The sequence below is a fragment of the Pseudomonas sp. MYb541 genome (assembly GCF_037479595.1).
GTDB classification, from domain to species: domain Bacteria; phylum Pseudomonadota; class Gammaproteobacteria; order Pseudomonadales; family Pseudomonadaceae; genus Aquipseudomonas; species Aquipseudomonas canadensis.
In genome coordinates this window covers 41,619-67,774 of the sequence record NZ_JBBGYS010000028.1, presented here as the reverse complement: position 1 = coordinate 67,774, position 26,156 = coordinate 41,619, and the positions used below count along the sequence as shown (strand labels likewise).

The following is a 26,156-nucleotide window of genomic DNA, read 5'->3' as shown; positions in this document are numbered from 1 at the left end:
TAGTTACAAACTGTGGATAACGAAGAAGTGGCGTGAACATTACAATTCTGGAAGCTCACCGTTATCTAACAAATAAGTAATGTTCTGGTGAAGATTGCGTCAGGGTCAGTTGGTTAGTCTCGGCACTGAATATTTCAACCGAGGAACTAACCATGAATTTTTATACCGTCGCGCTGGGCGTGTTAACTGCAGTTTTGTCTTTCGGTGTATTGGCCGAGGGCGGGGGCGATCGTACGTTCGCGCTGATGATGGAGCGCAATGAGAAAGCCATGGCCGACTATGCCGCCAAAAAGGGTAAGCCGGCGCCCGAGGTCCAGGTGTATCGCTATGGCCTGGAGCTGGATATTGCCAAGGTGGTCAACGTCACGCCGCCGATCCGTTCGTGCAACGCGGTGCCGTCGCGCATGACCTATGAAGACTCCAGCGGCAAGCTCAATACCCTTGAATATAAAGTGATGGGCGTGTGCCGAAACAATGGCAGCTAATGGATCCAGAAATATTGTTGGACCTGAGGCTAAAGCCCTCTTCAGAAAACGCCGGCAGCGCCGATGCAGGTCAGATCACTCTCCCCACTTGACCATCGGTGCCCCATGTTCAACACCCGTTTGAAGCAGGAGCTGTCGGCTCTTCGCGAAGAATTGTCCAGCTTGAATCAGGTCAAGGAGAGCCTGGAAAGCGAAATGCTGTGCCTGACGCTGGACGCCGAAGGCCGGGTGGAATGGGCCAACGCCAACTTCCTGCAGGAGTTGGCCTATCAGAGCGGCCAACTGCTGGGACGGAAGATCGAAGACCTGGAGCCCGTCCATGTGCGTCGGGATGAGTTCCAGCAGCGCTTCAAGAACGCGCTGGTGCGCGGTGAACACTTCGCCGGCACCGTGCGCCTGATGCGTGGCAATGGCCAGGAAGCCTGGCTGCGCTCGATTGTGCAGCCGGTGCGCAGTTCCGATGGGCGCATCAAGCATTTTTCGATTTATTCCAGCGATCTAACCCGCACGATCGAGGCCTCCCGCGAGCATGAAAACCTCATGAACGCCCTGGTGCGCTCGACGGCCGTGATCGAGTTCGATCTCGGTGGCCACGTGCTCACCGCCAATGATCGGTTCCTCGGCGGCATGGGTTACAGTCTGGCGCAGATCCAGGGCAAGCATCACCGGATGTTCTGCGAGCCGCAGGAATACAACAGCACCGAATACCAGGACTTCTGGAAACGTTTGAACGCCGGTGAGTTTGTCGCGGCGCGCTTCAAGCGGGTCGACAGCCATGGCCGTGTGGTGTGGCTGGAAGCGACCTACAACCCGGTGTTGGACGCCAATGACCGGCTGTACAAAGTGGTCAAGTTCGCCACGGTGATCACCGACCAGGTCAACCAGGAGCAGGCGGTCGCCGAAGCAGCGAACATTGCCTACAGCACCTCGCTGCAAACTGACAACAGTGCCCAGCGCGGTACCACCGTGGTGACCCAGGCCGTGGATGTGATGCGCGACCTGGCCAAGCACATGCAGCAGGCCGGCGACGGCATCGAGGCGCTGAACGCTCAGTCCCAGGTCATCGGCACCATCGTCAAGACCATCAGCGGTATTGCCGAGCAGACCAATCTGCTGGCGCTCAACGCTGCCATCGAAGCGGCGCGCGCGGGTGAGCAGGGCCGTGGTTTTGCCGTAGTGGCCGATGAAGTTCGGCAGTTGGCATCACGGACCAGCAAGGCGACCGAAGAGATCGTCGGCGTGGTGCGCCAGAACCAGGACATGGCGCGCGATGCTGTGAGCCTGATGACTGAAGGTCGCCTGCAAGCCGAGCAAGGCCTGGCCCTGGCGGCCGAAGCGGGCACGGTGATCGTGGAGATCCAGGACGGCGCGCAGAAGGTCGTCAGCGCGGTGGGGCAGTTCGCCAACCAACTGTCGAGTTGAGCCTGGGGCTTCAGGTATCGTAGGCGCTTTCTTGCATGAAGAGCCGACCGTCCATGAGCCCTACCCACCGTCGCCCCGTTCCGCTGTCCAAGGCCTACCGTTTGCTCAACCACGGACCGACCGTACTGGTGAGTGCCGCGCACAATGGCCAGCGCAATATCATGGCCGCTGCCTGGGCCATGCCGCTGGATTTCGAACCGCCGAAAGTCGCCGTGGTGCTGGACAAGGCAACATGGACCCGCCAACTGCTCGAGGGCGCCGGCACCTTTGTGCTCCAGGTGCCTTGCGCGGCCCAGGCCGACCTTGTGCAAACCGTGGGTAACATCACCGGCGCCGACACTGACAAATTTGCCGCCTACGGCTTGCAGACGTTCAAGGGTGAACACACCGAAGCGTCGTTGCTGGAAGGTTGCGTTGCCTGGCTGGAGTGCCGTCTGTTGCCCGAGCCCCATAACCAGCAGACCTATGATCTGTTCCTCGGTGAAGTGGTGGCGGCTTATGCCGATGAGCGCGTATTCAGCGACGGTCGTTGGCACTTCGAAGGCCATGATGAACTGCGCACCTTGCACCATGTGGCGGGCGGGCATTTCTTGACCATCGGCCAGCCGATCACCGGCAAGACCCTGGCCTGACGCCCCCTGTAGGAGCCGGCTTGCCGGCGATAACCGTCTTGAGGAGTACGTCTATTCCACAGGCCGCATCGCCGGCAAGCCGGCTCCTACAGGGTTACCATTTTGCCTGGCTGAGGGCTTCGGCGAACGCCATCAGCTTCGGTGAGTACTGCCGGGACGGCGGGTAGACCAGCGAGATCGCCCGACTGCGCCCGGCGACGTGTTCCAGTACCGGAACCAGGCGCCCGGCCGCGAGGTCGTCGCGCACGGCAAAATCCATCACCTGGGCGATGCCAAAACCGCCCACGGCGCCGTCAACCAGGGCATCGCCGATGTCAAAGATCAGCCGCCCTTCGACGCTTACATCCTGCACCTTGCCGTCGATCATGAACTGCCAGTCCACCAGACGGCCGCTGCGCAAGTTACGTACGGTGAGGCAGTTGTGGTGCTTGAGGTCATCGACGCAGTGCGGGGTGCCGAAACGTGCGAGATAACCGGGTGCGGCAACCGTGACCCAACGCAGTGGCGGCAGGGCGCGGGCGATCAGGCGTTGGTCCTGGATCTCGCCGGTACGCAGCAACGCATCGAAGCCTTCATCGACGATATCCACCAGGCGGTCGGTCATCACCGCCTCGATGCGCAACTCGGGGTAACGCAAGGTCAATTCGCCTATCACTGGCATCACCACTTTGCGCCCGAACAGTGACGGCGTGCTGATCTTCAACAGACCGGACGGGTTGCTGCGCCGGTCGAGCAGCAGTTTTTCGGCTTCGGCCAATTCCGCCAGCAACGGTGCACTGCGCTCGTACAACATCTGCCCATCGGGGGTGAGGCTGACGCTGCGCGTGTTGCGTTGCAGCAGGCGAACCCCCAGCTCGCTTTCCAGGCGCGAAATGGCGCGGGACAGACCGGATTGGGTCAGCCCCAGGTCACCGGCGGCACGGGTGAAACTGCGGGTTTCAGCCACGCGGACCAGCAGGCGAACAGCGTTCAGATCCATGATTAAAGTCATTATTGAAAGAGTGATAGCGCTATTTATCATCGATCGGGCATGAAAGAAACTGATGCCCTCTCATTTTCGGACAGGACGCTGTGATGTCTCCTTCTCGACCCTCAGGCTGGATGTTGACGTTGCTGGCCACCGCGCAATTGATCATCGCGCTGGATGCCACCATCGTGTTTGTCGCCTTGCCGCAGATCGGTGCTCACCTGGATTTTTCTGCCCAGCAATTGCAGTGGGTGGTGAGCGCCTACAGCGTGGCATTTGGCGGGTTCCTGCTGCTGGGTGGCAGGGCCACGGATTTGCTCGGCAAGCGCCGTTTGTACCGGGTGGGGCAGTCGCTCTACGCCCTGGCCTCCCTGGCGGCGGTGCTGGGTGGCAGCGCGATATTGCTGGTACTGGCGCGGGCGGTGCAGGGCGTGGGCGGTGCGATGCTGTTCCCGGCCACGCTCGCGCTGATCAACACTCACTACGCCGAAGGGCCGGCGCGCAACCGTGCGTTTGCCGTGTGGAGTGCGGCGTCGGCGGCGGGGCTGGCGTTGGGCGCGTTGCTTGGCGGCGTGCTGACCCAGGTGTGGGGTTGGGAAGCGGTATTTCTGGTGAACGTGCCTCTGGCGGGCGGCTGTGCGTGGGCGGCGCGGTACTGGATCCCCGCTGACGCTGCGCCCGCGCGCGGGCGTAACTTTGATATCAGTGGCGCGCTGACCGTGACCGTCGGCGGTACCTTGCTGGTGTTCTCGTTGGTACAAGGCCCGGAATGGGGCTGGACGGCCCCGTCCACCCTCGGCTGCCTGGGCATGGCATTGGTACTGCTCGGGCTGTTCGCCTGGATCGAACACCGAGGCCGCGACCCGCTGATGCCGCTGCGCCTGTTTGCCTACCGTGAGCTGCGCATGGCCATGGTGCTGACGGCAGTGTTCATGAGCAGCTTTGGCGTGCAGTACTACTTCCTTGCGCTGTATTACCAGCAAGTTTACGGCTACAGCGTATTGCAGGCGGGGTTGGCGTTCTTGCCGGCGACCTTGGTGTGCACGTTCGGCATCTGGCTGGCGGAGCGCTCGCTGGTGCGGCTGGGGTTGCGCAACACCCTCGTCAGTGGGCAACTGGCTGGCGCGCTGGGCATTGCGCTGGTGGTATGGGCGTTGCCGACCGGCGTGGGGTTCTGGTCGCTGCTGCCGGGGATTTTCATCCTGAGCATCGGCCAGGGCATGACCTGGACCGCGATGTGGGTGGCAGCGGGCCTGGGCATTCGTCCGGGCGAGCAGGGCGTGGCGGCTGGGATGGCCTCCACCAGCCAGCAGATCGGCGGGGCCCTGGGGCTGGCGGTGCTGGTGTCGGTGGCGAGCGCGGGGGGCATCGAACGGGCGTTGTGGTGGAGCGCAGCGATTGCCCTGGCTGGCGCGATATTGGCGCTGCGTCTCAAGCAACCGGCCGGGTTATCTGCCTTGGAAGCGGTCTGACATTTTTACCCAGCGCGACGGCGGCATGCCGTAGGTGCTGCGAAATTGCCGGGTCATGTGACTCTGGTCTGTAAACCCTGCGGTCATTGCCGCGTCGACCAGCGATTGGCCCTGGGCCAGCAGGCTGCGCACCAGGTCCAGCCGGCGCATGGTCAGGTAGCGGTAGGGGCTGGTGCCGAACAGCAAGCGAAAATCCCGCGACAAGGCCCAGCGGTCGCGGCCGGCGTGGTCGGCCATTTCATCCAGGGTGATGCTGCGGCCCAGGGCGCTGTGGATAAACTCACGGGCGCGCTCTGCGGCTACATAGTCGAAGGTCTTGCGGCTGACGATCCCGCCCGAGACGTTGCTCAAGGCGTGGGCCAGGTCAAACAGGGCGTCCTGTTCCTGCAACGGGTCGATGGGGTTATCCAGGTTCTGCAGCAGTACTTCGCTGGCGCGAAACAGCCGTGGGTCGGTGGATAAACCGTTGGGGATAAACGGCAACGGTTTGCCGCCGAGGATCTGCTGGATCAGCGATGGTTCGACGTAAATCATCCGGTACTTGAAGCCTTCATCGCTGCCGGCGTGACCGTCGTGGGTCTCGTCGGGGTGAAGCACCATGGTGGTGCCGGGCAGGCTGTGCACCATGTCGCCGCGATAGTGAAAACTCTGCACGCCCGTCAACGTCCGCCCGATGGCGTAGGTGTCATGGCGATGAGGGTCGAAGGCGAAGCCGGCAAAATACGCCTCGATACGGTCCAGGCCACTGGCATGCGGGGCGCGGTGCAGCCAGTCGAGGGTGGCGGTGGGTTTGCCCATGGTGGCGCGTCACAAAGAAGGAGAGATAAGTACGTTAACCCAGTCTGGCGCGGGTTGTCTGCCGGGGTCTTGTACGATTGTGCAGGGCGTGGGCGAGGCCTATGATCGCTGTTCGTGCCTTGCGCTGATGGAGCTGCCTCCCATGGATTTTTTCAACCCCGCCTACCTGGCGCCCCTGGTTTCGCTGGCCCTGCTGTGGACGGTGGCAGTGGTGACGCCCGGCCCCAACTTTTTCAATACGGCGCAATTGGCCGCCAGTTGTTCGCGCCGCCATGGCGTGGTGGCATCGGCCGGTGTGGCGACGGGGACCATCCTGTGGGGACTGGCCGGAGGCCTGGGCATCAAGTCGTTGTTTACCGCTGCGCCGATGCTTTACCTGGCGTTCAAGATCATAGGTGGCTGCTACTTGATCTATCTCGGCTTGAAGTTGTTCAAGCGCTCGGCACCGGCCATGAGCCAGAGCATGCTGCCGGACGAGGCTCGGCGCTCGCTGTTTTCCGCCTGGCGGCTGGGGTTGCTGGGTAACTTGTCGAACCCCAAGGCGGCGCTATTTGTGGCCACCATCTTCGCGTCCACCATGCCGCCGTCTCCCTCACCGCTGCTGCTGACTCTGGCGGTCATCACCATGGCCACCTTGTCGTTCAGCTGGTATTCCTGCGTGGCCTTGGTGTTTTCCAGCGAGCGCATGGCCAATCTCTACAGTCGCTCGCGCAAGTGGCTCGACCGCTTTGCCGGGGGCTGCTACCTGCTGTTCGGTGCACATCTGGTAGCGAATCGCTGACCGCCCGTGGTAAGAAGCCTTACTTTCAACAGTGAGGCCGGGTCATGAGCAAGGTGCGGGTAGGTATTATTTTTGGTGGCCGGTCGGCCGAGCACGAAGTCTCGTTGCAATCGGCGCGTAACATTGTTGACGCGCTGGACCGCTCCCGTTTCGAGCCGGTGTTGATCGGTATCGACAAGGCTGGCCACTGGCATCTCAACGACACATCGAACTTCCTGCTCAACCAGGAAAACCCGTCCCTGATCGCCCTCAACCAGTCCAACCGCGAACTGGCGGTGGTGCCCGGCAAGGCCAACCAGCAGCTGGTGGAGACCTCGGGCACGGGCTTGCTGGAACATGTCGATGTGATTTTCCCCATCGTCCACGGCACTCTCGGCGAAGACGGTTGCCTGCAAGGTCTGTTGCGCATGGCGGACCTGCCTTTTGTCGGTTCCGACGTACTCGGCTCGGCGGTGTGCATGGACAAGGACATCAGCAAACGCCTGCTGCGCGATGCTGGTATCGCCGTTACCCCGTTCATCACCCTGACCCGCAGCAACGCGGCGCGTACTTCGTTTGAGGCTGCGGTGAACAAACTCGGCCTGCCGATGTTCGTCAAACCTGCCAACCAAGGTTCCTCCGTGGGCGTGAGTAAAGTCGGCGACAAAGCCGAATACCACGCGGCTGTTGAATTGGCCCTGGGTTTTGATGAAAAGGTGTTGGTTGAATCCGCCGTAAAAGGCCGTGAAATCGAGTGTGCCGTGCTCGGCAACGAAAACCCCATCGCCAGCGGTTGTGGCGAAATCGTGGTGAGCAGCGGTTTCTACTCCTACGACAGCAAATACATCGACGACCAGGCCGCCCAGGTGGTGGTGCCGGCCGACATCAGCCAGGAAGCCAGCGAGCGTATTCGCGGGCTGGCGGTCGAGGCGTTCGAGGTACTGGGTTGTTCCGGTTTGGCACGGGTCGACGTGTTCCTCACCGACGACGGTGAAGTGCTGATCAACGAAATCAACTCACTGCCCGGCTTCACCCGCATCAGCATGTACCCCAAGCTGTGGCAGGCGGCGGGGATGAGCTACAGCGAACTGGTGAGCCGGCTGATCGAGCTGGCGTTGGAGCGGCACGCGGGGCGCAAGGGGTTGAAGATCAGTCGGTGATGCGAGCAATCCACGAGTAAATCAGTGTCGTCACTTCCTCCGGATGATGCGTCCTTCGGCGGTAGCTGGCAAAGGTGGGGGAGGTGCAGTAAGTGCACACCTCACTCACCTCGATCTGCTCCCGCCGGATGCCGGCGGCTTGCAGCAACATCACCCCATAACCACTCAAATCAAACCACGCACTTCCCTCTTGCCGTGCGTGGGGTGGTGCGATCTCAGGCGGCAGCAACGGCGTGGGTTGCACAACGCTCCACGGTGCCCGCCCACTTAACCACAAGTGCCCCTGATCCGCCTGGAACTGTGCGATAAACGCTTCGCTCACTTCATAACAGCACGGCTTGATCGACGGCCCTATCGCCACCCGCAACTGGTCGGCGGCCATGCCCTCATCAGCAAAGCGCTGGACGGCGTTGGCAACAATCCCAGCTTGTAATCCCTTCCACCCGCCATGCACGGCAGCCACTTTCTCGCCGTTTTTCGAGGCAATGAGAATGGGCAGGCAATCGGCGGTGATCACAGCGATGGGCTGATCCTCGCCCGTGCACACCCCGTCCGCCTCCACCGTATTGGACACCTGGTCCGCTTGCCATTCAATCACCGAAGCACTGTGCACTTGCTTGCAGATGAACACCTCTAGCGGGCGCAGCGGATCATTGATCGAACAAAAACCGTGGTCGACGCCAGGGATGGCGCCGAGATTATCTGCCTGCTGCACAAGCGCGTTCTCCGTTGATTGAATAGTCAGTCGCCAACCGCTACGCCTTCGCGCCGAGGGTCGGCGCCGCCGCTCAGCGACACTTTGCCCTGGGCATCCCGCGTGCGGACGATGGTCTGGATGCCGCTGGTCATATCGATCTCGCTCAGCGCATGGCCCTTGTCCTTGAGGGCCTGTTTCAGCGCGGGGCTGAACAGACCGGTTTCCAACTCGGTCGCGCCATTGCGGCTGCCGAAGTTAGGTAGGCTGATGGCGGCTTGCGGGTCGAGTTTCCAGTCGAGCATGGCCACCAGGGACTTGCTCACGTACTCGATGATTTGCGAGCCACCGGGTGAACCCACCGTGGCCAGTAATTCGCCGCTTTTGCGGTCGAACACCAGGGTCGGCGCCATGGCCGAACGCGGGCGTTTGCCGGGCTCGACGCGGTTGGCGACTGGCTGGCCGTTTTCCTCGGGAGCAAACGAGAAGTCGGTCATCTGGTTGTTGAGCAAGAAGCCCTGCACCATCACATGTGAGCCGAATGCCGCTTCCACCGTGGTGGTCATCGACACAGCGCCGCCCCGGTCATCCACCGCCACCACTTGTGATGTGGAAATGCGCAGCGGCGAGCGATCCGGCGCGTAGGCCACCTGGATACCCGCAGGTACACCCGGCTTGGCGATGCCCATGCTGCGTTCGCCGATCAGGGCCGCACGCTTGGCCAGGTAGTTCGGTGCGACCAGACCCGCCACGGGCACTGGAACGAAGTCCGCGTCGGCGACATAGAGCGCGCGATCGGCAAACGCCAGGCGCCCGGCTTCGGCCAGCAGGTGCACGGCTTCGGGCGCGGGCTCAAGGCCAGCAGGCGACGAACTTTTCACCGGTTGCATGGCTGCGATGGCCAGGGCGGGATCGCGTGCTTCCAGCGCCTGCAAGGTGCCGAGGATTTGCGCGATGGCGACTCCGCCCGATGACGGCGGTGGCATACCGCAGACTTTCCACTGTTTGTAATCGGTGCACAGCGGCTTGCGCTCTTTGGCGGTGTAGCCCTTGAGGTCCGCCAGGGACAGGCTGCCTGCGTTGCGATGGCCCTGCACCTTGCGTGCGATCTCATCGGCAATCGGCCCTTGGTACAGTGCATCCGGCCCTTCCTTGGCGATGCGTTTGAACACGTTGGCCAGTGCGGGGTTTTTCAACAGCGTACCGGTGGCTTTTGGTGAGCCATCGGCGTTCAGGAAGTACGCTGCCATGTCCGGTGATTGCGCGATGTAGCGGTCGGCTGCGATCAGGCTGTGCAGGCGTGGAGAAATGGCGAAGCCCTGTTCCGCCAGCCGGATCGCCGGCTCGAACAGCTCGCCCCATTGCAGGTGACCGGTCTTCTTGTGTGCCATCTCAAGTGCACGCAATACCCCAGGCGTGCCGACCGACCGTCCGCCAATCTGAGCTTCTGGAAACGCCATCGGCTTACCATCGGTCTTCAGGAATAACCGCTCCGTCGCCCCGGCTGGCGCTGTTTCGCGGCCGTCATAGGCGTGCACGGTGTTTGCGTCCCACAGCATGATAAACGCGCCACCGCCGATGCCGGATGACTGCGGCTCAACCAAGGTCAACACCGCCTGCATCGCAATCGCCGCATCGATAGCCGAACCGCCTTTGCGCAGCATCTCTCGCCCGGCCTCGGCCGCGAGCGGGTTGGCGGCGGCCGCCATATGACGCTCAGCCTGTTGGGTGGTGAGGTCGGTGCGGTAGCCTGAACCCAGTTCGGGTGCCGGTGGCTGTTCGTTGACAGAGGTGTTGCATGCAGCCAGTGCAAGGGCTGCGGCAATCACTGACAGTTGACGGCGGGAAATCGAAAACACGCGTTGAACTCCGTTCATTTTGAGAATGATCTGTTGTCCTTGGGGTACTGCTTCTTACAGATAAATCGTGCCTTGCAGGTAGAGCACGGCATGCGTGCAAGGGTGGAGCCGGACACTAACAGTGGGGCGGGCGAGCGTCAAAATACAGATGAGCGGTTTTTTCCTGCGAATGCAGTCGCCGTTGTGAAAAAGCCTGATTGGAACCAAACAGAGAGGATGCCCACTAGACGGGGGTGATGAATTTTGTTTGGGAGTATTGCCATGCGTACGGAATTGAAAGCCCTTTTCAAGTTACAGCATGACCTGGTGGAACGCTTGAAGAGGTCGGCCCAGGAACCGCCTCCACCCGTGTTGCTGCACTATCAACCATTGCAACCGACTTCGATGCAGTTCGATGTGTCCCTTAGCGATGGCAAGGTGCAGTCTGATAAGACACTGATTGGGCGTGATATCGCCCGCCACCTCAACCAGCCCAATAAACACTATGTGGCTGATGGTCCTTCGACAGCAGGTACGCCTACGTTGCGGATGAAGGATGAGCGCCAGTATGTGTTTCACATCCAGTCCACGCCGGCTGTCGCCGCAGTGTTCAAAAGCAGCCTCCCGGATACAACTGGCGGCGCTGGCGATAGTCCGGGGCGCGCGCACGTAGGGAGCGTGAGCGCTGTTCAGACTACAGCGGATGGCCAGCAGTTTCGCCTGGATGGCCAGCGACTGTTTCGCTTTGAACCTCTCACACTTTCCTGGATGCCCGATGCGGATAACCGAGCCTTCAGCCGCCTAGGTCTGACCCATGATGGGCAACTGTTGAAGACACCTTTGAGTTTCGAAGACAGTGATACGCAAGGTCATACTACGGTGCTGCTGAGGCAAGGCGATGATGCCTCTTATGTGCATATTCTGGGAAACAGCCCACAAGCGGTGCGCCTGGTCGATGAGACCGGACTGCCTGTGCAGCTCACTCGTATCGGGTTGTCGGGAAACACCTTGCATGGTGCGACCACGGACGGTGAGTGGATCCGGGCAGACCTACGCATGGCGCGCGATGGCAAACTGCCGATCGTTCGGCTACCCATCGAGTCGCTGGAGCGAGCATTGAAGGGCGCGATCAGTGTCGAAGGCTTCTTTCATGATGATCAAGGACAACTCAATGCCAAGGTGCGAGACGCACGCCAGCAATTGCACAGTGTGCCCTTGAGTGACGCAAACGACCTTCGCCCGCAGTGGAACCTCAGCGACGTGTTGGTCAAGGGCATTGAGAAAGGCCTGCCCCTGCCCAGCCAGCAGGCACTGGCGGCGGCGGTCGATCTTGGACCGCGAGGCAAGGTTGCACTGGATGCCGGCAACCTGCTGACCTGGGACGCGGCGGAGCAGCGTTGGCAAGACACCGCGCAACCCGGTGTCGAGCATCTGGAGCGCGGGTTGGACGGCCGTGCCTATGTGGTGCAGGAGGGGCAACTGAAGGCGGTGACCATCAGTAAAGTGCGCGATCCGCTGATTGAGGGGGCCAGCCATGATTTGGCCGCGCTTCCCGCGCCGCGCCCGCATGTGTCTGTTGACGAAGTACTCGCAGGGGATACTCAGCAGCGCGTCACTGGGTTTGCTGTCGCTGACGGGCGTAATTTTGTCACTGCCGACCAGAACAACCAGCTTCAGGTCCATCACGATGGGGGCGCCTGGCCGCTACACGCATCACCTTCGATTGACATAAAGACGCTTAACCTGGATCACGCGGGCAATCTGTATGCACACACCCAGGGTGGAGAACTGTTCAGATTGGATCGCGAGGCCTGGCAGGGCAACACCGCGAGCATGCAGCACTGGAGCAGAGTTGAACTTCCGGATCGCCAACCGCTGGAGTCCTTGCGAATGGGGGCGGATAAGCACTTGGTTGCTGGGTGGAACAAGCAGTTCTACCGACTGAACAACGCCAGCGCGACTGCAATGGAGTGGGGCGCGGTGCAATCGACAACCTCGGCGCCTTCGTTAGCCGACACGTTGGCGAGTCAGCAAATGCGCGCGCAGTTTCCCGGAGGGGCACTGACCGTCGGCAGTAATGTCATGGGGCAGTCCCGTGAGGGTGTACCGCTCAAGCGTGATTTTTTTCAAGGGATCAGCGCACACTTTCATCCCCTGGAGGCCCTCAGCCAAAAGGCCAAAGGCGCTCAGCAGCGTTTCACTGGCCGCAAGGGGTTGGAGGGCATCTACGCTGACCATCAGCGACTGCATCAGCAACTCCATCCTCTCGCGCAGAGCAGGCCGGTTTCAGCTGAATTGAATAGGCGACTCACCGCGTTGAGCGAGCCAGGGCCGCGGCAGGCGCTGGCCGGACAGATTCGCCAGGCGCTGACGCAGGTAGAGGAGAGTAGCCAGTCAAGCGCGCGCCGCTTGGGCGACACTCACGGTGTAGCATTTGACCCAAAGCCCACATTGAGCCGGGCGGAAATTAACCCTGGTTCGACGCTTCATCAGCTCCATGAAGCGTTCAGGAGAATCTCTCCCTCGCCGGAAAAACCGACCGCCGCGTTGTTGGCCAACTTTGAGGGGCAGGGCTTGACGCTTCCCGCGCCCAAGCCCGGGGGCAAGCGGGACCTTAATCACCCCTCGGCATTGATCGAAGGCGACCTGATCCATCATGCGAATACGCTCAAGCAATTGACGGACCTGGTACAGGCACTCGACGCGACGTCAGGCCTTAGCCCAAGCGGCCTGGCGCGCATAGAAACGTCTCTGCAGGATGTCATGCAAGCGTTCAAGGACAGCCCTGTACACACATTGGCCAGTCAAGGTATTGCCAGTTACGAGCAGGCCGAATCCTTGTATGGCAACTTCAAGCTCTTGGCCAAGGACCTTGGAACACCCGGCTCTGCGCTTCACTGGCATCTTTCGGGACTGCTGGGGTTGCCTAAGGATGCTCCCATCAAAGAGGCGATGACGCAGCAAGTGCAACAACTGGACAGTGGCCAGACCCTTTCCCCGAGCCGAACCCAAGGTATAAGCCTGGGGTTGATGGTGACAGGGATAAAGCCAGTAGCCCCCGTGGAGTTTTTCCTGGGCGCCTCCATGTCCCATACTCATGGGGTGAGTATCAGCCGTACCGACAAAGGTGCTCGGGTTGAAATCAATTCGGATGACATGCGGCGGCTGGCCGGCTCGGTTGCCTCGGGTGTGACGTTGGGACGAGGATCAGACGCAGTGACGCCAGGGTTGAGGGTCGCTGCGGAGCTGACCGCAGCGGTCGCTAAAAATACCGGGACGAACATCGCCTTCGACGTGAAGGAGGCTGACTTTGGCAAAATGATGTCGATCCTTACTGCCGAGACTGGAACCGTCTATGACTTGCTGGGGCTGGGCGAGGAGCATGCGACGGGCAAGAGTTCGAAGCTCAGTGGCGACGTGAACCTGGACGCACTCGCCCAATTGCGCCTGATGTACAGCCCGCAGGAAAACATTGCTGAGCTGGACTCAGTGATCCGTGCAGGCGTTGGTGGGGTGGCTAACCTCAATCTTTTTCATAAGGATAAGAGTCAGTCCGCCACGGGCACTGCTACGGGCACCCGCCACAATACGGCAGCCAGTGCACAGTTCCTCAGACAGGGTGGTGTGGGGGCCAATATCGCCCCCCTCAATGCATTGGCGTTGGTCGGGGCGCAAAGCGGTGGGCCCAGCATGGCGGTGTTTGCATTGCCGGAACTGTCGGTCATGGTGAAGTTTGATCGCGGTGAATCGCAGGCCTTCAGTTTTTCTTTCAAGCACCCTCAACCGGTGACTCAGTCGCAGATTGATGACCTCAAGCGCAGCGTGTCGCTTTACTCGCCGACGTTCAGGCGGGAGCTGGCGGCGACCGAGCTGTCGGGGGGCACAGTGGATCAACAGATGGTTGCTCTGCGGCAGTTCCTTGCGACTCATCCGTCCACTGCGACGAAAGCGGACGTCTACCACGCGATCTGCCAATCACTGGATAAGCTGATTCTCCAGCAAGACCTGGCAAAGAATGGGCTGCGCCAACTGGCGTCGGTTGATTCATCGGTCACTCGTGTCGGGTTGCGGGACGATGGTCGCCATGCCTGGCTGGATGACGTGGCGCCGGCCAACAAAGCGGCGATCAAGCAGTGGTTGAGGGATGACCCACAATTTGCCCAGGTGCTCGATCAGTTGCAGCGTGGCGAGGGCACTTCGGTAACGCTTGGCATGGAACTCAAGCCCGAGATCCTGCGAACGATAGAGCGCAGTCACCTTGCCGGTGAAAGTACCGAGCCGCTGATCAGGCGCGCACTGAGCGATCGCAACAATCTGCGGGTCAAAAACATGAGCCTTAGCTATACCGCCACCCAGTCCCATGGCATGTCGATACCGGCTATGACGAACCTCAGCTTTTCCAGCAGTGCTGGCCTGAGTCATTCCCAGAAGCGCGTCAATGCAGACCTTGAATATGGGCTGGACCCCGATAAGCCATTGCGGATGAACCTGAACGACACACTGGGTAGTCTGCCGAGCCCTGATCTGACGATTGACCTGGGAGACCTGCGCGTGAGGACACAAGGCCGGTCAGCGAATTGAAGTTATTCATGAAATGTGGGTGTATCGAATGTAGGGTGCTGCGCTAGCAGGTGGCGCCACTGCATTCGAAACCAGGGGGTAAAGTGTGCTGTAGGATCGGACAGCTGGGCTGAGACTTCTGCGCGGGTCAGCCACTCGACCTCGCTGACCTCTTCGGCGGTCGGGAAGATCATCGCGTCAGATTGAGCAATCAACACATGGCATAATTCATGTTCCGCACCGATCACACCAAAGCGCGCATGGTATTCAAAACTGTAAAGGAAGCGGCAGGAGGCAGAGACCCCCAGTTCTTCGCGCAGACGACGAGACGCCGCATCCAGAACAGTCTCGCCAGGTACCGGATGGCTGCAGCAGGCATTCGACCAGAAACCAGGCCACAGCATTTTACCTGCGGCACGGCGCTGGATCAGATGGCGTCCGGCACTGTCGATCAGGTGAACCGAAAATGCGCGATGCAGCTGCCCCGCTCCCAGGTGTGCGTCGCGTTTGCAACATACACCGATCTGACGATCTTGTTCATCGACTAAAACCACATTGTCAGTCATCACGTGTCCTCTTTCTTGCAGTTGCGACTGTCTACCCTCGCTCGGGCACTTGTCCCCAGGCGCTGATGAATGTCAACGCGGCCTCGGTGAAGGTCGAGGAGGCGCGCAGCCCGGCCATGGCATCCAGGTCATCCTGAGTGAGTAGCCCGAGCTTGAGCAGCGTCGGCCCGGCTTGTGCTGTGGTTGACGCCCAGAAGGCATCAGCCGGGCTGTCATCGCCGATTCGGCCTTCGAGAGTGCGATGTCCGATAAATGAGAGACCCCGCTCTCTTAGCCGGTCGGGGAGTACACCCGAATGCCAGGTATGTCGGTAAGAACGCGGGTGTCAATGTCAGTGGCGATGACCGTCGCATCGGGGTAACGCTTGCTCAGCCAGCCGGCGAATGATCCGGCGCCAGCGCCGAGGTCAAGAATGGCCGGGTTATCCGGAAGAGGCAGCAGGCCAAAGACTGTTCGGCTCAACGGGTCAAAGGCACGCTCCAGGGTGCGTAGCCGCATCAATTGGCCAGCGTGCTGATCACCGAGATAGCTGTTGGTGTAGCCGGGCTCCTCGGCTGAGTCAATGGTGCTCATAGTGCGACCTCCAGCCGATGTCCGCTAGAACAGATACCAGGTTGAAGCGCTCACCACAGACCACGTCTTTGGCAATCGAGTGGATATCGTTCGTCCAGGTGATGATATCGGCAGCGTGCTCGCGGAGTGTGCTCCACCATTCGATGGTGTCTGAGTGCTCGTAGGGGTCGAGCATTTCTGCCGCATCGATGAGATCAAAGAAGAACAGTGCCCCGAACGAATCCCGTCGCAACGGCAGATACTCGGCCAGCGTGATTGCCGTTCCTGTGTCCCGCATTTTTACCAGCATCGCCTGCGCACGCAGATGTCGCAGTAAATGCTGTACGACTCTATGCCGCCAACGTTCGTTACCCCAGCTCCGTGTCCGTGACCATAGGTCATCAACCAGGACACTGAGCATTGGGTCATCAAATCGGCCGATTTCATGCGGCTGATCGACACAGTCGTTCTCGGTTATTGCCTGTACCGCTGTGACGAAACGCTCCAGGACGCCATTTTCTGCCCAGGGCCCATCATCGATTCGGTCATCGAGTATTAGCGCCCACAGGTACCAGCACACGAGGGTTTCGGCCTTGTGTGTGGGAGCCTGCCCGCACAGTGCCATTCCGAGGTCGAGCAATGCTGTGGTGCTTAGCCGGTGCGCCCCTCGGCGGCCGATCAGACCGTATCGTTGCGCCCAGGCGAGGGCATGTTCCCGCAACTGAGGGCTGTCGGCGCGCGGCGGCGGACTCGAGAACGGAAGCGGTATCTCGGGAATGATCAGCGGTGGTATCGGCATGAAGCCCCCCCTGAGTTATTTGTCATATGACATCCTTGTTTCACATTCAAGCAACCTCCACTAGGGGGGCGTTCAGGCCGCGCGGCTGTATTCCTGCGATGCGGATCATGCTCGGAAGTAAATGTTCTTGGATGTCAGGTATTTCGGAGAGGGGCGCGGGAAACCCCGCACAACTGAAGGGGAAGCGGTGTTTCAGCGCTCGCGGTTAACCCCATTGCAGCCGGGTCATGAGCGTACCTGGGTTGATGTTTGGGGGAGGGCATTCAGGAGGCAGCGCTGTCAGCGCTAGGGTCTTTTGAAACGGTAGAAACAAGAAAGCCCGCACTAGGCGGGCTTCTTGAGGTGATTCATAGACTGCTGTAGACATCTATGGATCGGTACTTGGTGGCTACACAGGGACTTGAACCCCGGACCCCAGCATTATGAATGCTATGCTCTAACCAACTGAGCTATGTAGCCAAGTGGCGCGCATTATTCGCGTAGAACGGGAATGCGTCAAGTGTTTATTTTGAATTTTTATCTACGCTTTCAACTGTTTAAGCGAAATCAGCGGATCTGGCGACGAGTGGATCACTCTTCGCCCTGCCGAATGCCCCGCAAAACTTGATCGCGTTGAGCAGATATCCCTGCCGCTCAACGCGTCCAATGACGCTAGGGATGTTTCGGGTTGTGCGTGGCCCGCTTAAGCTGTTCGCGTGCTCGTGACAGGCGTGAACGCACGGTGCCGATAGGAATGTCCAACGCGTCGGCTGTGTCCTGATAGCTGCCGTCGGTTTCCAGTGAGGCGTACAGCGTCTTGCGCATTTCCATTGGCAGATGGTCGATAGCGCTCAGGGTTTTTTCCAGGCGACGGTTTACCTCGAACTCCCAATCCAGATTGTGGTTGTCTTCCTGGCCATGCCAGAGCGACTCATCAAACTCGCAATGCACGGGCTTGGCGTACAAGCGCCTGAAGTGATTGCGGATCAGGTTTTGCGCGATACCACACATCCACGTGCTGAGCGTGGCATTGCCGCTGAAACGCTCTCGGTTGCGCCAGGCTTCCAGATACGTCAACTGCAGAAGATCATCCGCATCCTCTGGGTTGAGTACGCGCTTGTGAATGAAGCGCCGAAGTTTTTTTTGCTGGTCGTCTGTCAGGTGAAGCATGAATTGAGGCGAGCTGCCAACGAGGTGCGCTAAAGCTTCAATAGGGATATTCATGATTGTTTCCTTGGTGTAGACGCAGTCGAAAAGGTGTCGACGGGAACCCCTTTTGCACTGGCTATGCCAAGACGGTTTTTTATGTAATTCTCTGATTTATAACGATAAATATCTTGAAATGGTGTGGTTTTGCGCAGGACCTTGCATAGAGCCGTTGAGGTGCGTGCAAGTCTTTTCAAATTTTTCGTGACATTCGACTTGATGGAACCGTTTGAGCTGGCCTTGCCACACAGGGAAACACTCTTCTTGTTCAGGTCTGTCCATGAAAGTCGAATCTTCCCCGGATGTGCAAACGGTCCAGCAGTTGGATAAACCTGCTGTCAGCCAGGCATCCACGCCGGCGCCAGTTCCCGGCTTGGATGAGCTCGCTCACCTGTTCAGCCTGGAAGTGCAAAACAACAGCCAGCCCTTGAGTCAGCGGAAGATGAGCGTGCGCGTGCCTCCGGTCGAACAGCTTGCGCAAATTTATGATCAGTTGGGGCACCCTGCCCAGGCGAGCCTTGCGAGCCTTTCGCGCCGCATCCGCTTGCAATTGCTGCAGCATCCCCATGTCGACAAATTGCTGGAGCTGGCTGGCGGGGACCCCGCGCGTGCATTCGTGGTACTCAAATATGTGGCAACCCAGGCAGACGCTGAAGTGCGCTCATCGGAAGCAGCGTTGGCCCGTGATGCCATCGCCAAGTTGGAGGTCCGCTTCAAAGGGCAGATCCAGGCAGGCCTGAACATTGCCTTGGCGCTGCAGGCGGGCAGTGCAGATCCACAGGAGCGCCAGGCGCTGCGTGCGCTCTACTACGCCAGTGTGGTCACACGCCAATCGTTGGCGACGATGATGCAGGCGCTGTTGGGGGTGTATGGCGGCGAACGGCTTGCCGACGGGTTCAATATGATGCGCAAGGCTCTGGCGGATGACATCGCGGCCAAGGTGTCCTCACTCCCTACGCCGCTGTTGCGTTCCCTGTTGCAAGGCCTGCAAAGCTGCGGACAGTTGAGCGGCGTGTTCTCCGGTTGCAATGCCCTGCTCCAACGCCTGGGTATCGATCATGATGCAGTGAGCCTGTTGCAACGCCTGCTGGGTTACGCAGGCGCAGGTATCGCTGCTGCTGAAATCTTGCGGCTTGGAAGCGACTTGTCAGGTAATTCGAACGTCCAGCAATTGTTGGCCCTCAATGCGCTTTATCCCCTGGTCCAGCAATTGCCTCTGGCGATATGGCTCGACGGTCGAGTACGCGAAGAAACCCTGCGTGGTTTCCTGACGGTGATTGGGGAGCTGGATCGGATGACGCGTGGCCCTGCGCGTTTTCCGGGTGAGCTGGGGATCATGGCGTGACTGCACTTTCGGCCATCAACGGCTTTTTGCTTAAGGTCGCGCAACGCGCAGAAGTACTGGGCGCCGTGGTGGTGATGGCCATCGTCTTCATCTTTATCGTGCCGCTGCCTACCTGGTTGGTGGACATCCTGATCGCGCTCAACATCTGCATCTCATGCCTGTTGATCGTGCTGGCGCTGTACCTGCCGGGCCCCCTGGCGTTTTCATCGTTTCCGTCAATCCTTCTGCTGACCACCATGTTCCGCCTGTCTCTGTCGATTGCCACGACGCGCTTGATTTTGCTGGAGCAGGACGCCGGTCATATCGTCGAGGCCTTTGGTAATTTTGTGGTTGGCGGTAACCTCGCCGTGGGGATGGTGATCTTCCTGATCCTGACCTTGGTCAACTTCCTGGTGATCACCAAGGGTTCGGAGCGGGTGGCCGAAGTGGCGGCGCGTTTCAGCCTGGACGCGATGCCCGGCAAGCAGATGTCCATCGACAGCGACTTGCGGGCCGGCTTGATTGACGGCATGCAAGCGCGGGACAAACGGGAGCAGTTGTCCCGTGAGAGTCAGTTGTTCGGCGCCATGGATGGCGCGATGAAGTTCGTCAAAGGTGATGCAGTCGCGGGCTTGATCATTGTTGTGGTGAACTTGCTAGGTGGTTTTTCCACCGGCATGTTTCAGCACGGTTTGAGCGCTTCCGAGTCCATTACGTTGTACTCGGTATTGACCATCGGCGACGGCCTGATCGCACAGATCCCGGCGCTGCTGATCTCCCTCACCGCCGGCATGATCATCACCCGTGTAGCGCCGGACGGACGCAAGGGCGCCAGCAACATGGGCGCTGAAATTGCCCGGCAAATGACCAGCGAACCCAAGAGTTGGATGATCGCCTCGGTGGGAATGCTCGCCTTTGCGGCGGTGCCCGGCATGCCCACGTTGGTGTTTATCCTGATCGCACTGGTAACCGGCAGCCTGGGGTACTACCTGATGCGCCAGCGTCAACGGCGGGAGCAACCCGAAGCTGAAACCACTGAAGCGGTGCGCCCCGAAGAGAACGGCCGTGAGGACTTGCGTGGGTTTGATCCGTCGAGACCCTACCTGTTGCAATTCTCCCCGGTGTTACGGGGCACGCCTGAGGTGACTGATCTTGTTCACTCGATTCGCCAGGCCCGAAATGCAATGGTGGCCAATATCGGCCTGACGCTGCCTCCTTTCGAAGTGGAACTCGATGATTCGCTCGCCGACGACGAAATGCGCTTCTGTGTCCACGAAGTACCGATGGTCAAGGCATCGGTTGTCAGCCATGTGGCGGTTGAGCGTAAAGCGCTGACGGTTGAGCCTGCGCACGCCATTCCGGGACTGGCAGAGCGCGATGAACAGGATTGGCTCTGGCTGGCGCCGGATGATCCGCTGCTGGATGATCCGCAGTTGGAGCGCTTCACCTCAGCGAGCCTGATCGTCGAGCGGATGAAGCAGGCAATGATGCTCAGCGGGCCGCAGTTCCTGGGGATCCAGGAGAGCAAGTCGATCCTCAGTTGGCTGGAGCACAACCAACCGGAACTGGTCCAGGAGCTACAGCGGATCATGCCGCTGTCGCGGTTTTCGGCGGTACTGCAACGCCTGGCCAGCGAGGGTGTGCCGTTGCGCGCCGTACGGCTGATCGTCGAGTCGCTGATCGAGTATGGACAGCATGAACGTGAGCCAGACGCGCTGGCCGACTACGCGCGTATTGCGCTCAAGGCGCAGATTTACCATCAGTGCAGCGAAGCCGACGGCCTGCATGCCTGGCTGCTGTCGCCGCAGACTGAAAACATCCTGCGTGAGGCGCTGCGCCAGACCCAGACCGGGGTGTTCTTCGCCCTTGATGACGAACACAGCGCAGCGTTGGTCAGCCTGCTCAATCAAGCCTTTCCCGTACGGCCCAAGCTCAAGAGCGTGATGCTGGTCGCACAGGACTTGCGCAGCCCGCTGCGCGCGCTGTTGCTGGAAGAATTCAACCACGTGCCGGTGCTGTCTTTTGCTGAGCTGGGCAGCGCCTCCAAGGTCAAGGTGCTGGGGCGCTTCGACCTGGGCCAGGACGAATTGATGCGCGGTGCGGTGGCATGAAGACTTGGCTATGTCCATCCCGGAGGGCTCACTGATGTTCGAATTGCGAGTGCTTGATGGGCGACATCAGGGGGCTGCGCTGCCCTTGTTCGGGGAGCAGTGGAGCATCGGTGCCCACGCCGATGCTGACTTGGTGCTGAACGACCCTGGCATCGCTGAGCAGCATGCCCGGCTGCGGCTCATGGACTCGAACTGGTCGGTGCAGGCTGAGGCCGGGTTGCTGCAGGATGTTGATGGTCAGGTGCTGGCACAGATTGCGCACCTGGCGCTGAACGTCACGTTTTCGGTGGCGAACGTGCGGCTGTGCGTCACCTTGGCCGATGAACCTTGGCCCCAGTCTCCAGGCCCTGCACCGGCCGTGTCGGCACGGGGCAGTGAGCCGGTACCGGTGCCGGTGCTCAAGTTATCGGCGATCTCGCACGCTCAGCAGAAGCGTCTGATCACGCTGGTGCTGGTGGTGACGGTGATCTTCATTGTGGTGGGCATGGCGTCCACCGGGAAGCCTGAAGCCCAGGCATCCCTGATGCCGCCTGTGGTGAAAAAGCACGAGCTGGCCTCGCCGTTCGAGGTCCGCCAGCAGCTGTTGAAGATGCTCGGCGAACGTGAATTGAGCCAGCGCGTCAGTTTGCAGGTGATCAATGGACAGGTCGCGCTCAGTGGGGATGTCTCGCAGGATGAGGTTGAATTGGTCGCACGCATGCTCAGCCGTTTTGGCGAGCAGTTCGACAGCGCGGTACCGGTAATCAGCCGCGTGCGCGCGCGCGATGGAGCGTTGCCATTCAAGATCGTGCAGATCGTGGGCGGGCCCAATGGCCACGTGGTCCTGGAGGAGGGCAGCCGACTGTTTGTCGGGGATGAAGTGGATGGCCTGCGCCTGGTGCTGATTGATAACAGCAAGGTGGTATTCGATGGCGTACAGCGCTATGAGGTGCGCTGGTGAGTGCGCAATTGCAAGCACGCCTGGAGGCCTGGCAGCAGCGTCAAGTCCAGTCGCTGGCCACCTTCGCGCCGGTGACGATGCGGGGGCGCATCCAGCGCGTCAATGGCATGTTGCTGCAGTGTCGGCTGCCCCAAGCGCGTATCGGTGACTTGTGCCGGGTCGAGAAAAAGCCGGGCGACTACATGCTGGCCGAGATCATCGGTTTTGATCAGCAGGACGCGGTGCTAAGCGCCTTGGGCAACCTGGAGGGTGTGCAGGTGGGCGCGGGCGTCGAGCGCCTTGGCGTCTCGCATCGGGTGCAGGTCAGCGAGGCATTGCTGGGCCAAGTGCTGGATGGTTTCGGGCGGCCGATCACGGGAGAAGGCCCCGGTGCGTTTGTCGAGGCTGATTTGCCGGACACCAGTGCGGTGTTGTGCGAGGCACCGCTGCCCACTGAGCGCCCGCGCATCAACCGCGCGCTGGCCACCGGCGTGCGGTCGATCGACGGCCTGCTGACGCTGGGTGAAGGTCAGCGCGTGGGCCTGTTCGCCGGAGCAGGTTGCGGCAAGACCACCCTATTGGCCGAGATCGCCCGTAACGTGGAGTGCGATGTCATCGTGTTCGGTCTGATCGGCGAGCGGGGCAGGGAACTGCGCGAGTTCCTCGATCATGAGCTCGATGAGCAACTGCGTTCCAAGGCCGTACTGGTGTGCGCCACATCCGACCGATCCAGTATGGAGCGAGCCCGAGCGGCCTTCACGGCGACGGCGCTGGCTGAAGGTTATCGGCGCAAGGGGCTGCGTGTGTTGCTGCTGATTGACTCCCTGACCCGGTTCGCCAGGGCCCAGCGCGAAATCGGCCTTGCCGCCGGCGAACCCCTTGGCCGCGGCGGTCTGCCGCCTTCGGTATACAGCCTGCTACCGCGTCTTGTGGAGCGTGCCGGGTTGACCCGTGAAGGTGTGATCACGGCGATCTACACCGTGCTGATCGAGCAGGACTCCATGAACGATCCGGTGGCTGATGAAGTCCGCTCGCTACTCGACGGTCACATCGTGCTGTCTCGTAAGTTGGCTGAGCGTGGTCACTATCCCGCAGTGGATGTGTTGGCAAGTCTGTCGCGGATTTTGAGCAACGTCGCCGAGCCTGCGGACATCCAGGCGGGTACGGCGTTGCGACGCTTGTTGTCGGCGTATCAGCAGATCGAACTGATGCTCAAGCTGGGGGAGTACCAGCCCGGTAGCGATGCCTTGACCGATCTGGCCGTGGACAGTCGCCAGGCTGTGGACAATTTCTTGCGCCAGGACTTGCGTGAGCCTGCGCCGATGGCTGTGACGCTGGAACAACTCAAGGAGCTGACCGCCTATGTCCCATTCTGAAGGGCTGCTTGGCGAAGTCGAGACGCTGCGACGCCTGCGACGGCACCGGGCAGACCGGGCCGAGCGCGTCTTGCGTGAGGCTAAGCGGGCCCAGCAGGCCCTGCTTGCCAATATCCGTCAGGCCGAGGATGCGCTTGAGCAGACCCGACGCGAGGAAGCCGAGCGAAGCGCCCAGTTGCTCAGCCAGCACCAGGGGCAGGTATTGAACATGCAGGCGCTGAAGTCCTGGGGCGCGCAGGAGCGCTCGTTGTCTGCCACGACTCGCCGGGGCATGGGGCAATTGGAAGCCTTGCAGGGCCAGCAGGAAGAAAAACAGACCTGCGTCGGCAGGGCTCAGAAACAGGTCACCGCCTGCCTGCGACAGGTGGAAAAACTCAAGGAGTTATCTCTTTTACTGGCGCAGGAGCCGACATGACCCAGGTTTCAGATAAACCCGCCGAGCGTCCCCGACCGCGTGACGCGCGAGAAGAGCGAGAGCCGGGAATGGCAGGCGTTGTACCCACGGAGCTGACGCGATTGTTTTCCCAGTTGTGGGCTGATGACGGTGAAGGTTCTGGTGCCGGGACTCAGTTGTCGGGAACCAAGGCGTCGGGCGGTGCTGCGATGATCGAGGCGCTGTCCGAGCAATTGGCACCTCGTATGCAGGCCGCTTCGCAGTGGCCGCTTCAAGCGGTGCTGTACCTGCCTCGCCTGGGGCGCATCAACGCCAGTGTGCGCCGTGAACAGAGCGCCTGGAGCATCGAGCTTGAAGCGCAAGAGGATGAGACGGCGCGCTGGCTCAATGGCGTGCGGCAAGAGCTTGAAAACCGGTTTACACAAACGTTGGGGCAGACGGTCAGCCTGCTGCTTCCCTCTGTCGGGTCGGCATGATGATTCCGGCGGTGCCGTTGCCGCGGGTCAGTGGCGATGTGGTTGCTGCACGTCGTCGTCTCGGACGCGGCTTGCGCCTGTCGTTCGACGTTGCGGGGCAGCGTGGAGAGCTGTCGCTCGAACCGGGTCGTGCGCCCAATGGGGAGCAATCATTGTGCTTTGAAACGGCACGCGGGGTGCTGGCATTGGCCGAGGCGGGCCCCCTGCTCAGTCTGCTGGGTGAATGTCCGGTGACCTTGGCCAAGGCGGGCAACGATCCGGACTCCTGGTTCTGGGCGTTGTTCCAGCACCACCTAAGCCCGCAGGTACAAGCGCTGCTGGGTCATGTGCGACTGCTGGAGGTCGATCGCCCCAAGGGTTTTGGTTGCCGACTCAGCGTGACGCTGGGGGCATCCCGGGCGATGGGCTACCTGTGGCTGACGGCAGTGAACTTCCTCGCGTTGTGTGATGCCGGAGCGTGGCGCCGCAATGCCGCGCCGTTGCCAGCGTCGTTTCAACTGGCAATTGCCGTGACCCTTGGGCGCCTGCAACTGCCGATTGCACAAGCGCGCAGCCTGCGCGTTGGTGATGTGCTGATATTGGAACAGAGTTTTTTCCAGGCCCAGGGCGCTGGCCATGTACAGGTTGGCAGGCAGCGACTGCATGGGCGCATTGACGATGACACAGGCGTGTTATGTCTGACACTGACTTCAATTGAGGGCACATCCGTGGATGAAGAATTTACCCCTCCCCACTACTCGGGGTATGACGAAGATGAGCCGGTATTGGACGTATTCGGCCATGAGCCCTTTGATGAGTTGAGCATGGCACTGAACATACGCTGCGGAACGCTGAACCTCACCCTGGGCGATTTGCGCAGCCTCGCGCCCGGGGCCGTATTGGGCATCGCTGGTTACGCTCCCGGTATGGCTGGCCTCTATTACGGTGACCGGCCGATCGGCCTGGGGCAGTTGGTTGAGATCGACGGGCGCCTGGGCTTGCAGCTGTCCCGCGTGATGTTCGGCGGATGATGTTTCAAGGGCTGGACCCCTTAGTTCTCGCGGTGTTTCTGGCGGCATTGTCATTGATGCCCATGTTGTTGATCGTCTGCACAGCGTTCTTGAAAATTGTGATTGTGTTGATGATCACCCGTAACGCCATAGGCGTGCAGCAGGTGCCGCCCAGCATGGCCATCAATGGCATCGCGTTGGCGGCCACGCTGTTTATCATGGCGCCGGTAGGGTATGAAATCGCGGAGAGTATCAAGGTTTCACCCCTTGACTTGAGCAGCGTGCAAACGCTTCTGCAGACGGGAAATGAGGCCATCAAACCCCTACGTGCCTTCATGCTGCGCAATATTGACCCGGATGTACTGACACACCTTTTGGAGAATTCCAAGCGCTTATGGCCTGCGCAGATGGCTCAGGAGGTACAGCGCGAAGACCTCATCCTGCTGATTCCGGCGTTCGTTTTATCGCAGTTGCAGGCGGGGTTTGAGATCGGCTTTCTGATCTACATTCCCTTCATCGTCATCGACTTGATTGTCTCCAACTTGTTGTTGGCGCTGGGCATGCAAATGGTTTCGCCGATGACCATTTCCCTGCCGCTCAAGCTGTTGTTGTTCGTGATGGTGTCTGGTTGGTCGCGGTTGCTCGACAGTCTTTTCCTTTCCTATCTCTGAGTGCCC

At 60.4% G+C, this 26,156-nt stretch carries 23 protein-coding genes, 1 tRNA gene and 1 pseudogene; 16 read left to right on the top strand and 9 right to left on the bottom strand.

The window, feature by feature from the left end; genetic code table 11:
* Positions 1-152 precede the first annotated feature (152 nt).
* The 4 genes and pseudogenes from WH299_RS18085 (at position 153) to WH299_RS18075 (ending at position 2,539) form a co-directional block, all read left to right on the top strand.
* On the top strand, positions 153-485 hold the full coding sequence (locus tag WH299_RS18085) for a DUF2790 domain-containing protein (RefSeq protein WP_028618701.1): 333 nt from the start codon (positions 153-155) through the stop codon (positions 483-485).
* A gap of 63 nt (positions 486-548) precedes the next feature.
* A pseudogene (locus WH299_RS29700) lies at positions 549-1,367 on the top strand (PAS domain-containing protein); the annotation flags it as partial.
* 108 nt (positions 1,368-1,475) lie between these two features.
* Positions 1,476-1,907 (top strand): methyl-accepting chemotaxis protein, encoded by a 432-nt coding sequence (locus WH299_RS29695; RefSeq protein WP_371923945.1) that lies wholly within the window; start codon positions 1,476-1,478, stop codon positions 1,905-1,907.
* Positions 1,908-1,960: 53 nt separating this feature from the next.
* The gene (locus WH299_RS18075) at positions 1,961-2,539 is read left to right on the top strand and encodes a flavin reductase family protein (RefSeq protein ID WP_339550936.1); all 579 of its coding nucleotides are present in this window, start codon (positions 1,961-1,963) and stop codon (positions 2,537-2,539) included.
* Between the two features lie 94 nt (positions 2,540-2,633).
* On the opposite strand, the gene WH299_RS18070 is transcribed toward WH299_RS18075, so the two are convergent.
* Positions 2,634-3,518: a LysR family transcriptional regulator gene (locus tag WH299_RS18070; protein WP_126570479.1), complete on the bottom strand. Its 885-nt coding sequence runs from the start codon at positions 3,516-3,518 to the stop codon at positions 2,634-2,636.
* A gap of 122 nt (positions 3,519-3,640) precedes the next feature.
* Here WH299_RS18070 and WH299_RS18065 point away from each other — a divergent pair, with 122 nt between their 5' ends.
* Entirely contained in the window at positions 3,641-4,978 is a 1,338-nt protein-coding gene (locus WH299_RS18065; protein WP_339550943.1) for an MFS transporter, read from the top strand.
* On the opposite strand, the gene WH299_RS18060 is transcribed toward WH299_RS18065, so the two are convergent.
* Positions 4,955-5,776: an AraC family transcriptional regulator gene (locus tag WH299_RS18060; RefSeq protein ID WP_028618706.1), complete on the bottom strand. Its 822-nt coding sequence runs from the start codon at positions 5,774-5,776 to the stop codon at positions 4,955-4,957. The genes WH299_RS18065 and WH299_RS18060 overlap by 24 nt on opposite strands.
* A 142-nt stretch (positions 5,777-5,918) precedes the next feature.
* Between WH299_RS18060 and WH299_RS18055 the strand changes: the two genes are divergently transcribed.
* Positions 5,919-6,557, top strand: coding sequence for a LysE family translocator (locus WH299_RS18055; RefSeq protein ID WP_323623517.1), 639 nt, complete (start codon positions 5,919-5,921; stop codon positions 6,555-6,557).
* Between the two features lie 44 nt (positions 6,558-6,601).
* Positions 6,602-7,696 (top strand): D-alanine--D-alanine ligase, encoded by a 1,095-nt coding sequence (gene ddlA, locus WH299_RS18050; RefSeq protein ID WP_339497133.1) that lies wholly within the window; start codon positions 6,602-6,604, stop codon positions 7,694-7,696.
* On the opposite strand, the gene pgeF is transcribed toward ddlA, so the two are convergent.
* Positions 7,686-8,411, bottom strand: a complete 726-nt coding sequence (gene pgeF / locus WH299_RS18045; protein ID WP_122723654.1) for a peptidoglycan editing factor PgeF — start codon at positions 8,409-8,411, stop codon at positions 7,686-7,688. The two genes, ddlA and pgeF, sit on opposite strands and share 11 nt — an antisense overlap.
* A gap of 26 nt (positions 8,412-8,437) precedes the next feature.
* Complete coding sequence (ggt, locus tag WH299_RS18040; RefSeq protein ID WP_126570478.1) at positions 8,438-10,267, bottom strand: gamma-glutamyltransferase; 1,830 nt, start codon at positions 10,265-10,267, stop codon at positions 8,438-8,440.
* 243 nt (positions 10,268-10,510) lie between these two features.
* Between ggt and WH299_RS18035 the strand changes: the two genes are divergently transcribed.
* The gene (locus WH299_RS18035; protein WP_339550935.1) at positions 10,511-14,809 is read left to right on the top strand and encodes an AvrE-family type 3 secretion system effector; all 4,299 of its coding nucleotides are present in this window, start codon (positions 10,511-10,513) and stop codon (positions 14,807-14,809) included.
* 2 nt (positions 14,810-14,811) lie between these two features.
* On the opposite strand, the gene idi is transcribed toward WH299_RS18035, so the two are convergent.
* From idi to WH299_RS18010, 5 genes are all read right to left on the bottom strand, one after another.
* Positions 14,812-15,354, bottom strand: coding sequence for an isopentenyl-diphosphate Delta-isomerase (gene idi, locus WH299_RS18030; RefSeq protein WP_339550933.1), 543 nt, complete (start codon positions 15,352-15,354; stop codon positions 14,812-14,814).
* 270 nt (positions 15,355-15,624) lie between these two features.
* Positions 15,625-15,927: a methyltransferase gene (locus WH299_RS18025; RefSeq protein ID WP_339550932.1), complete on the bottom strand. Its 303-nt coding sequence runs from the start codon at positions 15,925-15,927 to the stop codon at positions 15,625-15,627.
* A complete protein-coding gene (locus tag WH299_RS18020; RefSeq protein ID WP_339550931.1) occupies positions 15,914-16,705 on the bottom strand; it encodes a terpene synthase family protein in 792 nt (263 codons plus the stop codon). Before WH299_RS18020 ends, WH299_RS18025 begins: the two co-directional genes overlap by 14 nt.
* 382 nt (positions 16,706-17,087) lie before the next feature.
* Positions 17,088-17,164: transfer RNA gene (locus tag WH299_RS18015), tRNA-Met, on the bottom strand.
* A gap of 192 nt (positions 17,165-17,356) precedes the next feature.
* Positions 17,357-17,908, bottom strand: a complete 552-nt coding sequence (locus WH299_RS18010; protein ID WP_028618724.1) for an RNA polymerase sigma factor — start codon at positions 17,906-17,908, stop codon at positions 17,357-17,359.
* A 262-nt stretch (positions 17,909-18,170) separates the two neighbouring features.
* Between WH299_RS18010 and WH299_RS18005 the strand changes: the two genes are divergently transcribed.
* The 8 genes from WH299_RS18005 to sctR are packed head-to-tail and all read left to right on the top strand — an operon-like array spanning position 18,171 to position 26,150.
* Complete coding sequence (locus WH299_RS18005) at positions 18,171-19,235, top strand: HrpJ domain-containing protein (RefSeq protein WP_339550930.1); 1,065 nt, start codon at positions 18,171-18,173, stop codon at positions 19,233-19,235.
* A complete protein-coding gene (gene sctV / locus WH299_RS18000) occupies positions 19,232-21,325 on the top strand; it encodes a type III secretion system export apparatus subunit SctV (RefSeq protein WP_323623512.1) in 2,094 nt (697 codons plus the stop codon). The genes WH299_RS18005 and sctV overlap by 4 nt, the downstream gene beginning before the upstream one ends.
* Before the next feature lie 34 nt (positions 21,326-21,359).
* Positions 21,360-22,265: an FHA domain-containing protein gene (locus WH299_RS17995; RefSeq protein ID WP_123478318.1), complete on the top strand. Its 906-nt coding sequence runs from the start codon at positions 21,360-21,362 to the stop codon at positions 22,263-22,265.
* Positions 22,262-23,620, top strand: a complete 1,359-nt coding sequence (locus tag WH299_RS17990; protein WP_123478032.1) for a FliI/YscN family ATPase — start codon at positions 22,262-22,264, stop codon at positions 23,618-23,620. Before WH299_RS17995 ends, WH299_RS17990 begins: the two co-directional genes overlap by 4 nt.
* The gene (sctO, locus tag WH299_RS17985; protein WP_126570474.1) at positions 23,607-24,035 is read left to right on the top strand and encodes a type III secretion system stalk subunit SctO; all 429 of its coding nucleotides are present in this window, start codon (positions 23,607-23,609) and stop codon (positions 24,033-24,035) included. The genes WH299_RS17990 and sctO overlap by 14 nt, the downstream gene beginning before the upstream one ends.
* A complete protein-coding gene (locus WH299_RS17980; RefSeq protein WP_126570473.1) occupies positions 24,032-24,490 on the top strand; it encodes a type III secretion system HrpP C-terminal domain-containing protein in 459 nt (152 codons plus the stop codon). The genes sctO and WH299_RS17980 overlap by 4 nt, the downstream gene beginning before the upstream one ends.
* The gene (locus WH299_RS17975) at positions 24,487-25,500 is read left to right on the top strand and encodes a FliM/FliN family flagellar motor switch protein (protein WP_339550928.1); all 1,014 of its coding nucleotides are present in this window, start codon (positions 24,487-24,489) and stop codon (positions 25,498-25,500) included. The genes WH299_RS17980 and WH299_RS17975 overlap by 4 nt, the downstream gene beginning before the upstream one ends.
* Positions 25,497-26,150 (top strand): type III secretion system export apparatus subunit SctR, encoded by a 654-nt coding sequence (gene sctR / locus WH299_RS17970; RefSeq protein WP_123478040.1) that lies wholly within the window; start codon positions 25,497-25,499, stop codon positions 26,148-26,150. The genes WH299_RS17975 and sctR overlap by 4 nt, the downstream gene beginning before the upstream one ends.
* Positions 26,151-26,156: the final 6 nt, after the last annotated feature.

Coding starts and splice junctions, on each gene's coding strand:
- WH299_RS18010 (WP_028618724.1), bottom strand. CDS start 17,908: ATGAATATCCCTATTGAAGCTTTAGCGCACCTCGTTGGCAGCTCGCCT.
- WH299_RS29695 (WP_371923945.1), top strand. CDS start 1,476: ATGCGCGACCTGGCCAAGCACATGCAGCAGGCCGGCGACGGCATCGAG.
- WH299_RS18085 (WP_028618701.1), top strand. CDS start 153: ATGAATTTTTATACCGTCGCGCTGGGCGTGTTAACTGCAGTTTTGTCT.
- WH299_RS18075 (WP_339550936.1), top strand. CDS start 1,961: ATGAGCCCTACCCACCGTCGCCCCGTTCCGCTGTCCAAGGCCTACCGT.
- WH299_RS18035 (WP_339550935.1), top strand. CDS start 10,511: ATGCGTACGGAATTGAAAGCCCTTTTCAAGTTACAGCATGACCTGGTG.
- WH299_RS18065 (WP_339550943.1), top strand. CDS start 3,641: ATGTTGACGTTGCTGGCCACCGCGCAATTGATCATCGCGCTGGATGCC.
- WH299_RS18020 (WP_339550931.1), bottom strand. CDS start 16,705: ATGCCGATACCACCGCTGATCATTCCCGAGATACCGCTTCCGTTCTCG.
- WH299_RS18070 (WP_126570479.1), bottom strand. CDS start 3,518: ATGGATCTGAACGCTGTTCGCCTGCTGGTCCGCGTGGCTGAAACCCGC.
- WH299_RS18005 (WP_339550930.1), top strand. CDS start 18,171: ATGAAAGTCGAATCTTCCCCGGATGTGCAAACGGTCCAGCAGTTGGAT.
- WH299_RS18025 (WP_339550932.1), bottom strand. CDS start 15,927: ATGAGCACCATTGACTCAGCCGAGGAGCCCGGCTACACCAACAGCTAT.
- ggt (WP_126570478.1), bottom strand. CDS start 10,267: ATGAACGGAGTTCAACGCGTGTTTTCGATTTCCCGCCGTCAACTGTCA.
- sctO (WP_126570474.1), top strand. CDS start 23,607: ATGTCCCATTCTGAAGGGCTGCTTGGCGAAGTCGAGACGCTGCGACGC.
- WH299_RS17975 (WP_339550928.1), top strand. CDS start 24,487: ATGATGATTCCGGCGGTGCCGTTGCCGCGGGTCAGTGGCGATGTGGTT.
- WH299_RS18055 (WP_323623517.1), top strand. CDS start 5,919: ATGGATTTTTTCAACCCCGCCTACCTGGCGCCCCTGGTTTCGCTGGCC.
- WH299_RS18060 (WP_028618706.1), bottom strand. CDS start 5,776: ATGGGCAAACCCACCGCCACCCTCGACTGGCTGCACCGCGCCCCGCAT.
- sctR (WP_123478040.1), top strand. CDS start 25,497: ATGATGTTTCAAGGGCTGGACCCCTTAGTTCTCGCGGTGTTTCTGGCG.
- WH299_RS17980 (WP_126570473.1), top strand. CDS start 24,032: ATGACCCAGGTTTCAGATAAACCCGCCGAGCGTCCCCGACCGCGTGAC.
- WH299_RS17995 (WP_123478318.1), top strand. CDS start 21,360: ATGTTCGAATTGCGAGTGCTTGATGGGCGACATCAGGGGGCTGCGCTG.
- idi (WP_339550933.1), bottom strand. CDS start 15,354: ATGACTGACAATGTGGTTTTAGTCGATGAACAAGATCGTCAGATCGGT.
- ddlA (WP_339497133.1), top strand. CDS start 6,602: ATGAGCAAGGTGCGGGTAGGTATTATTTTTGGTGGCCGGTCGGCCGAG.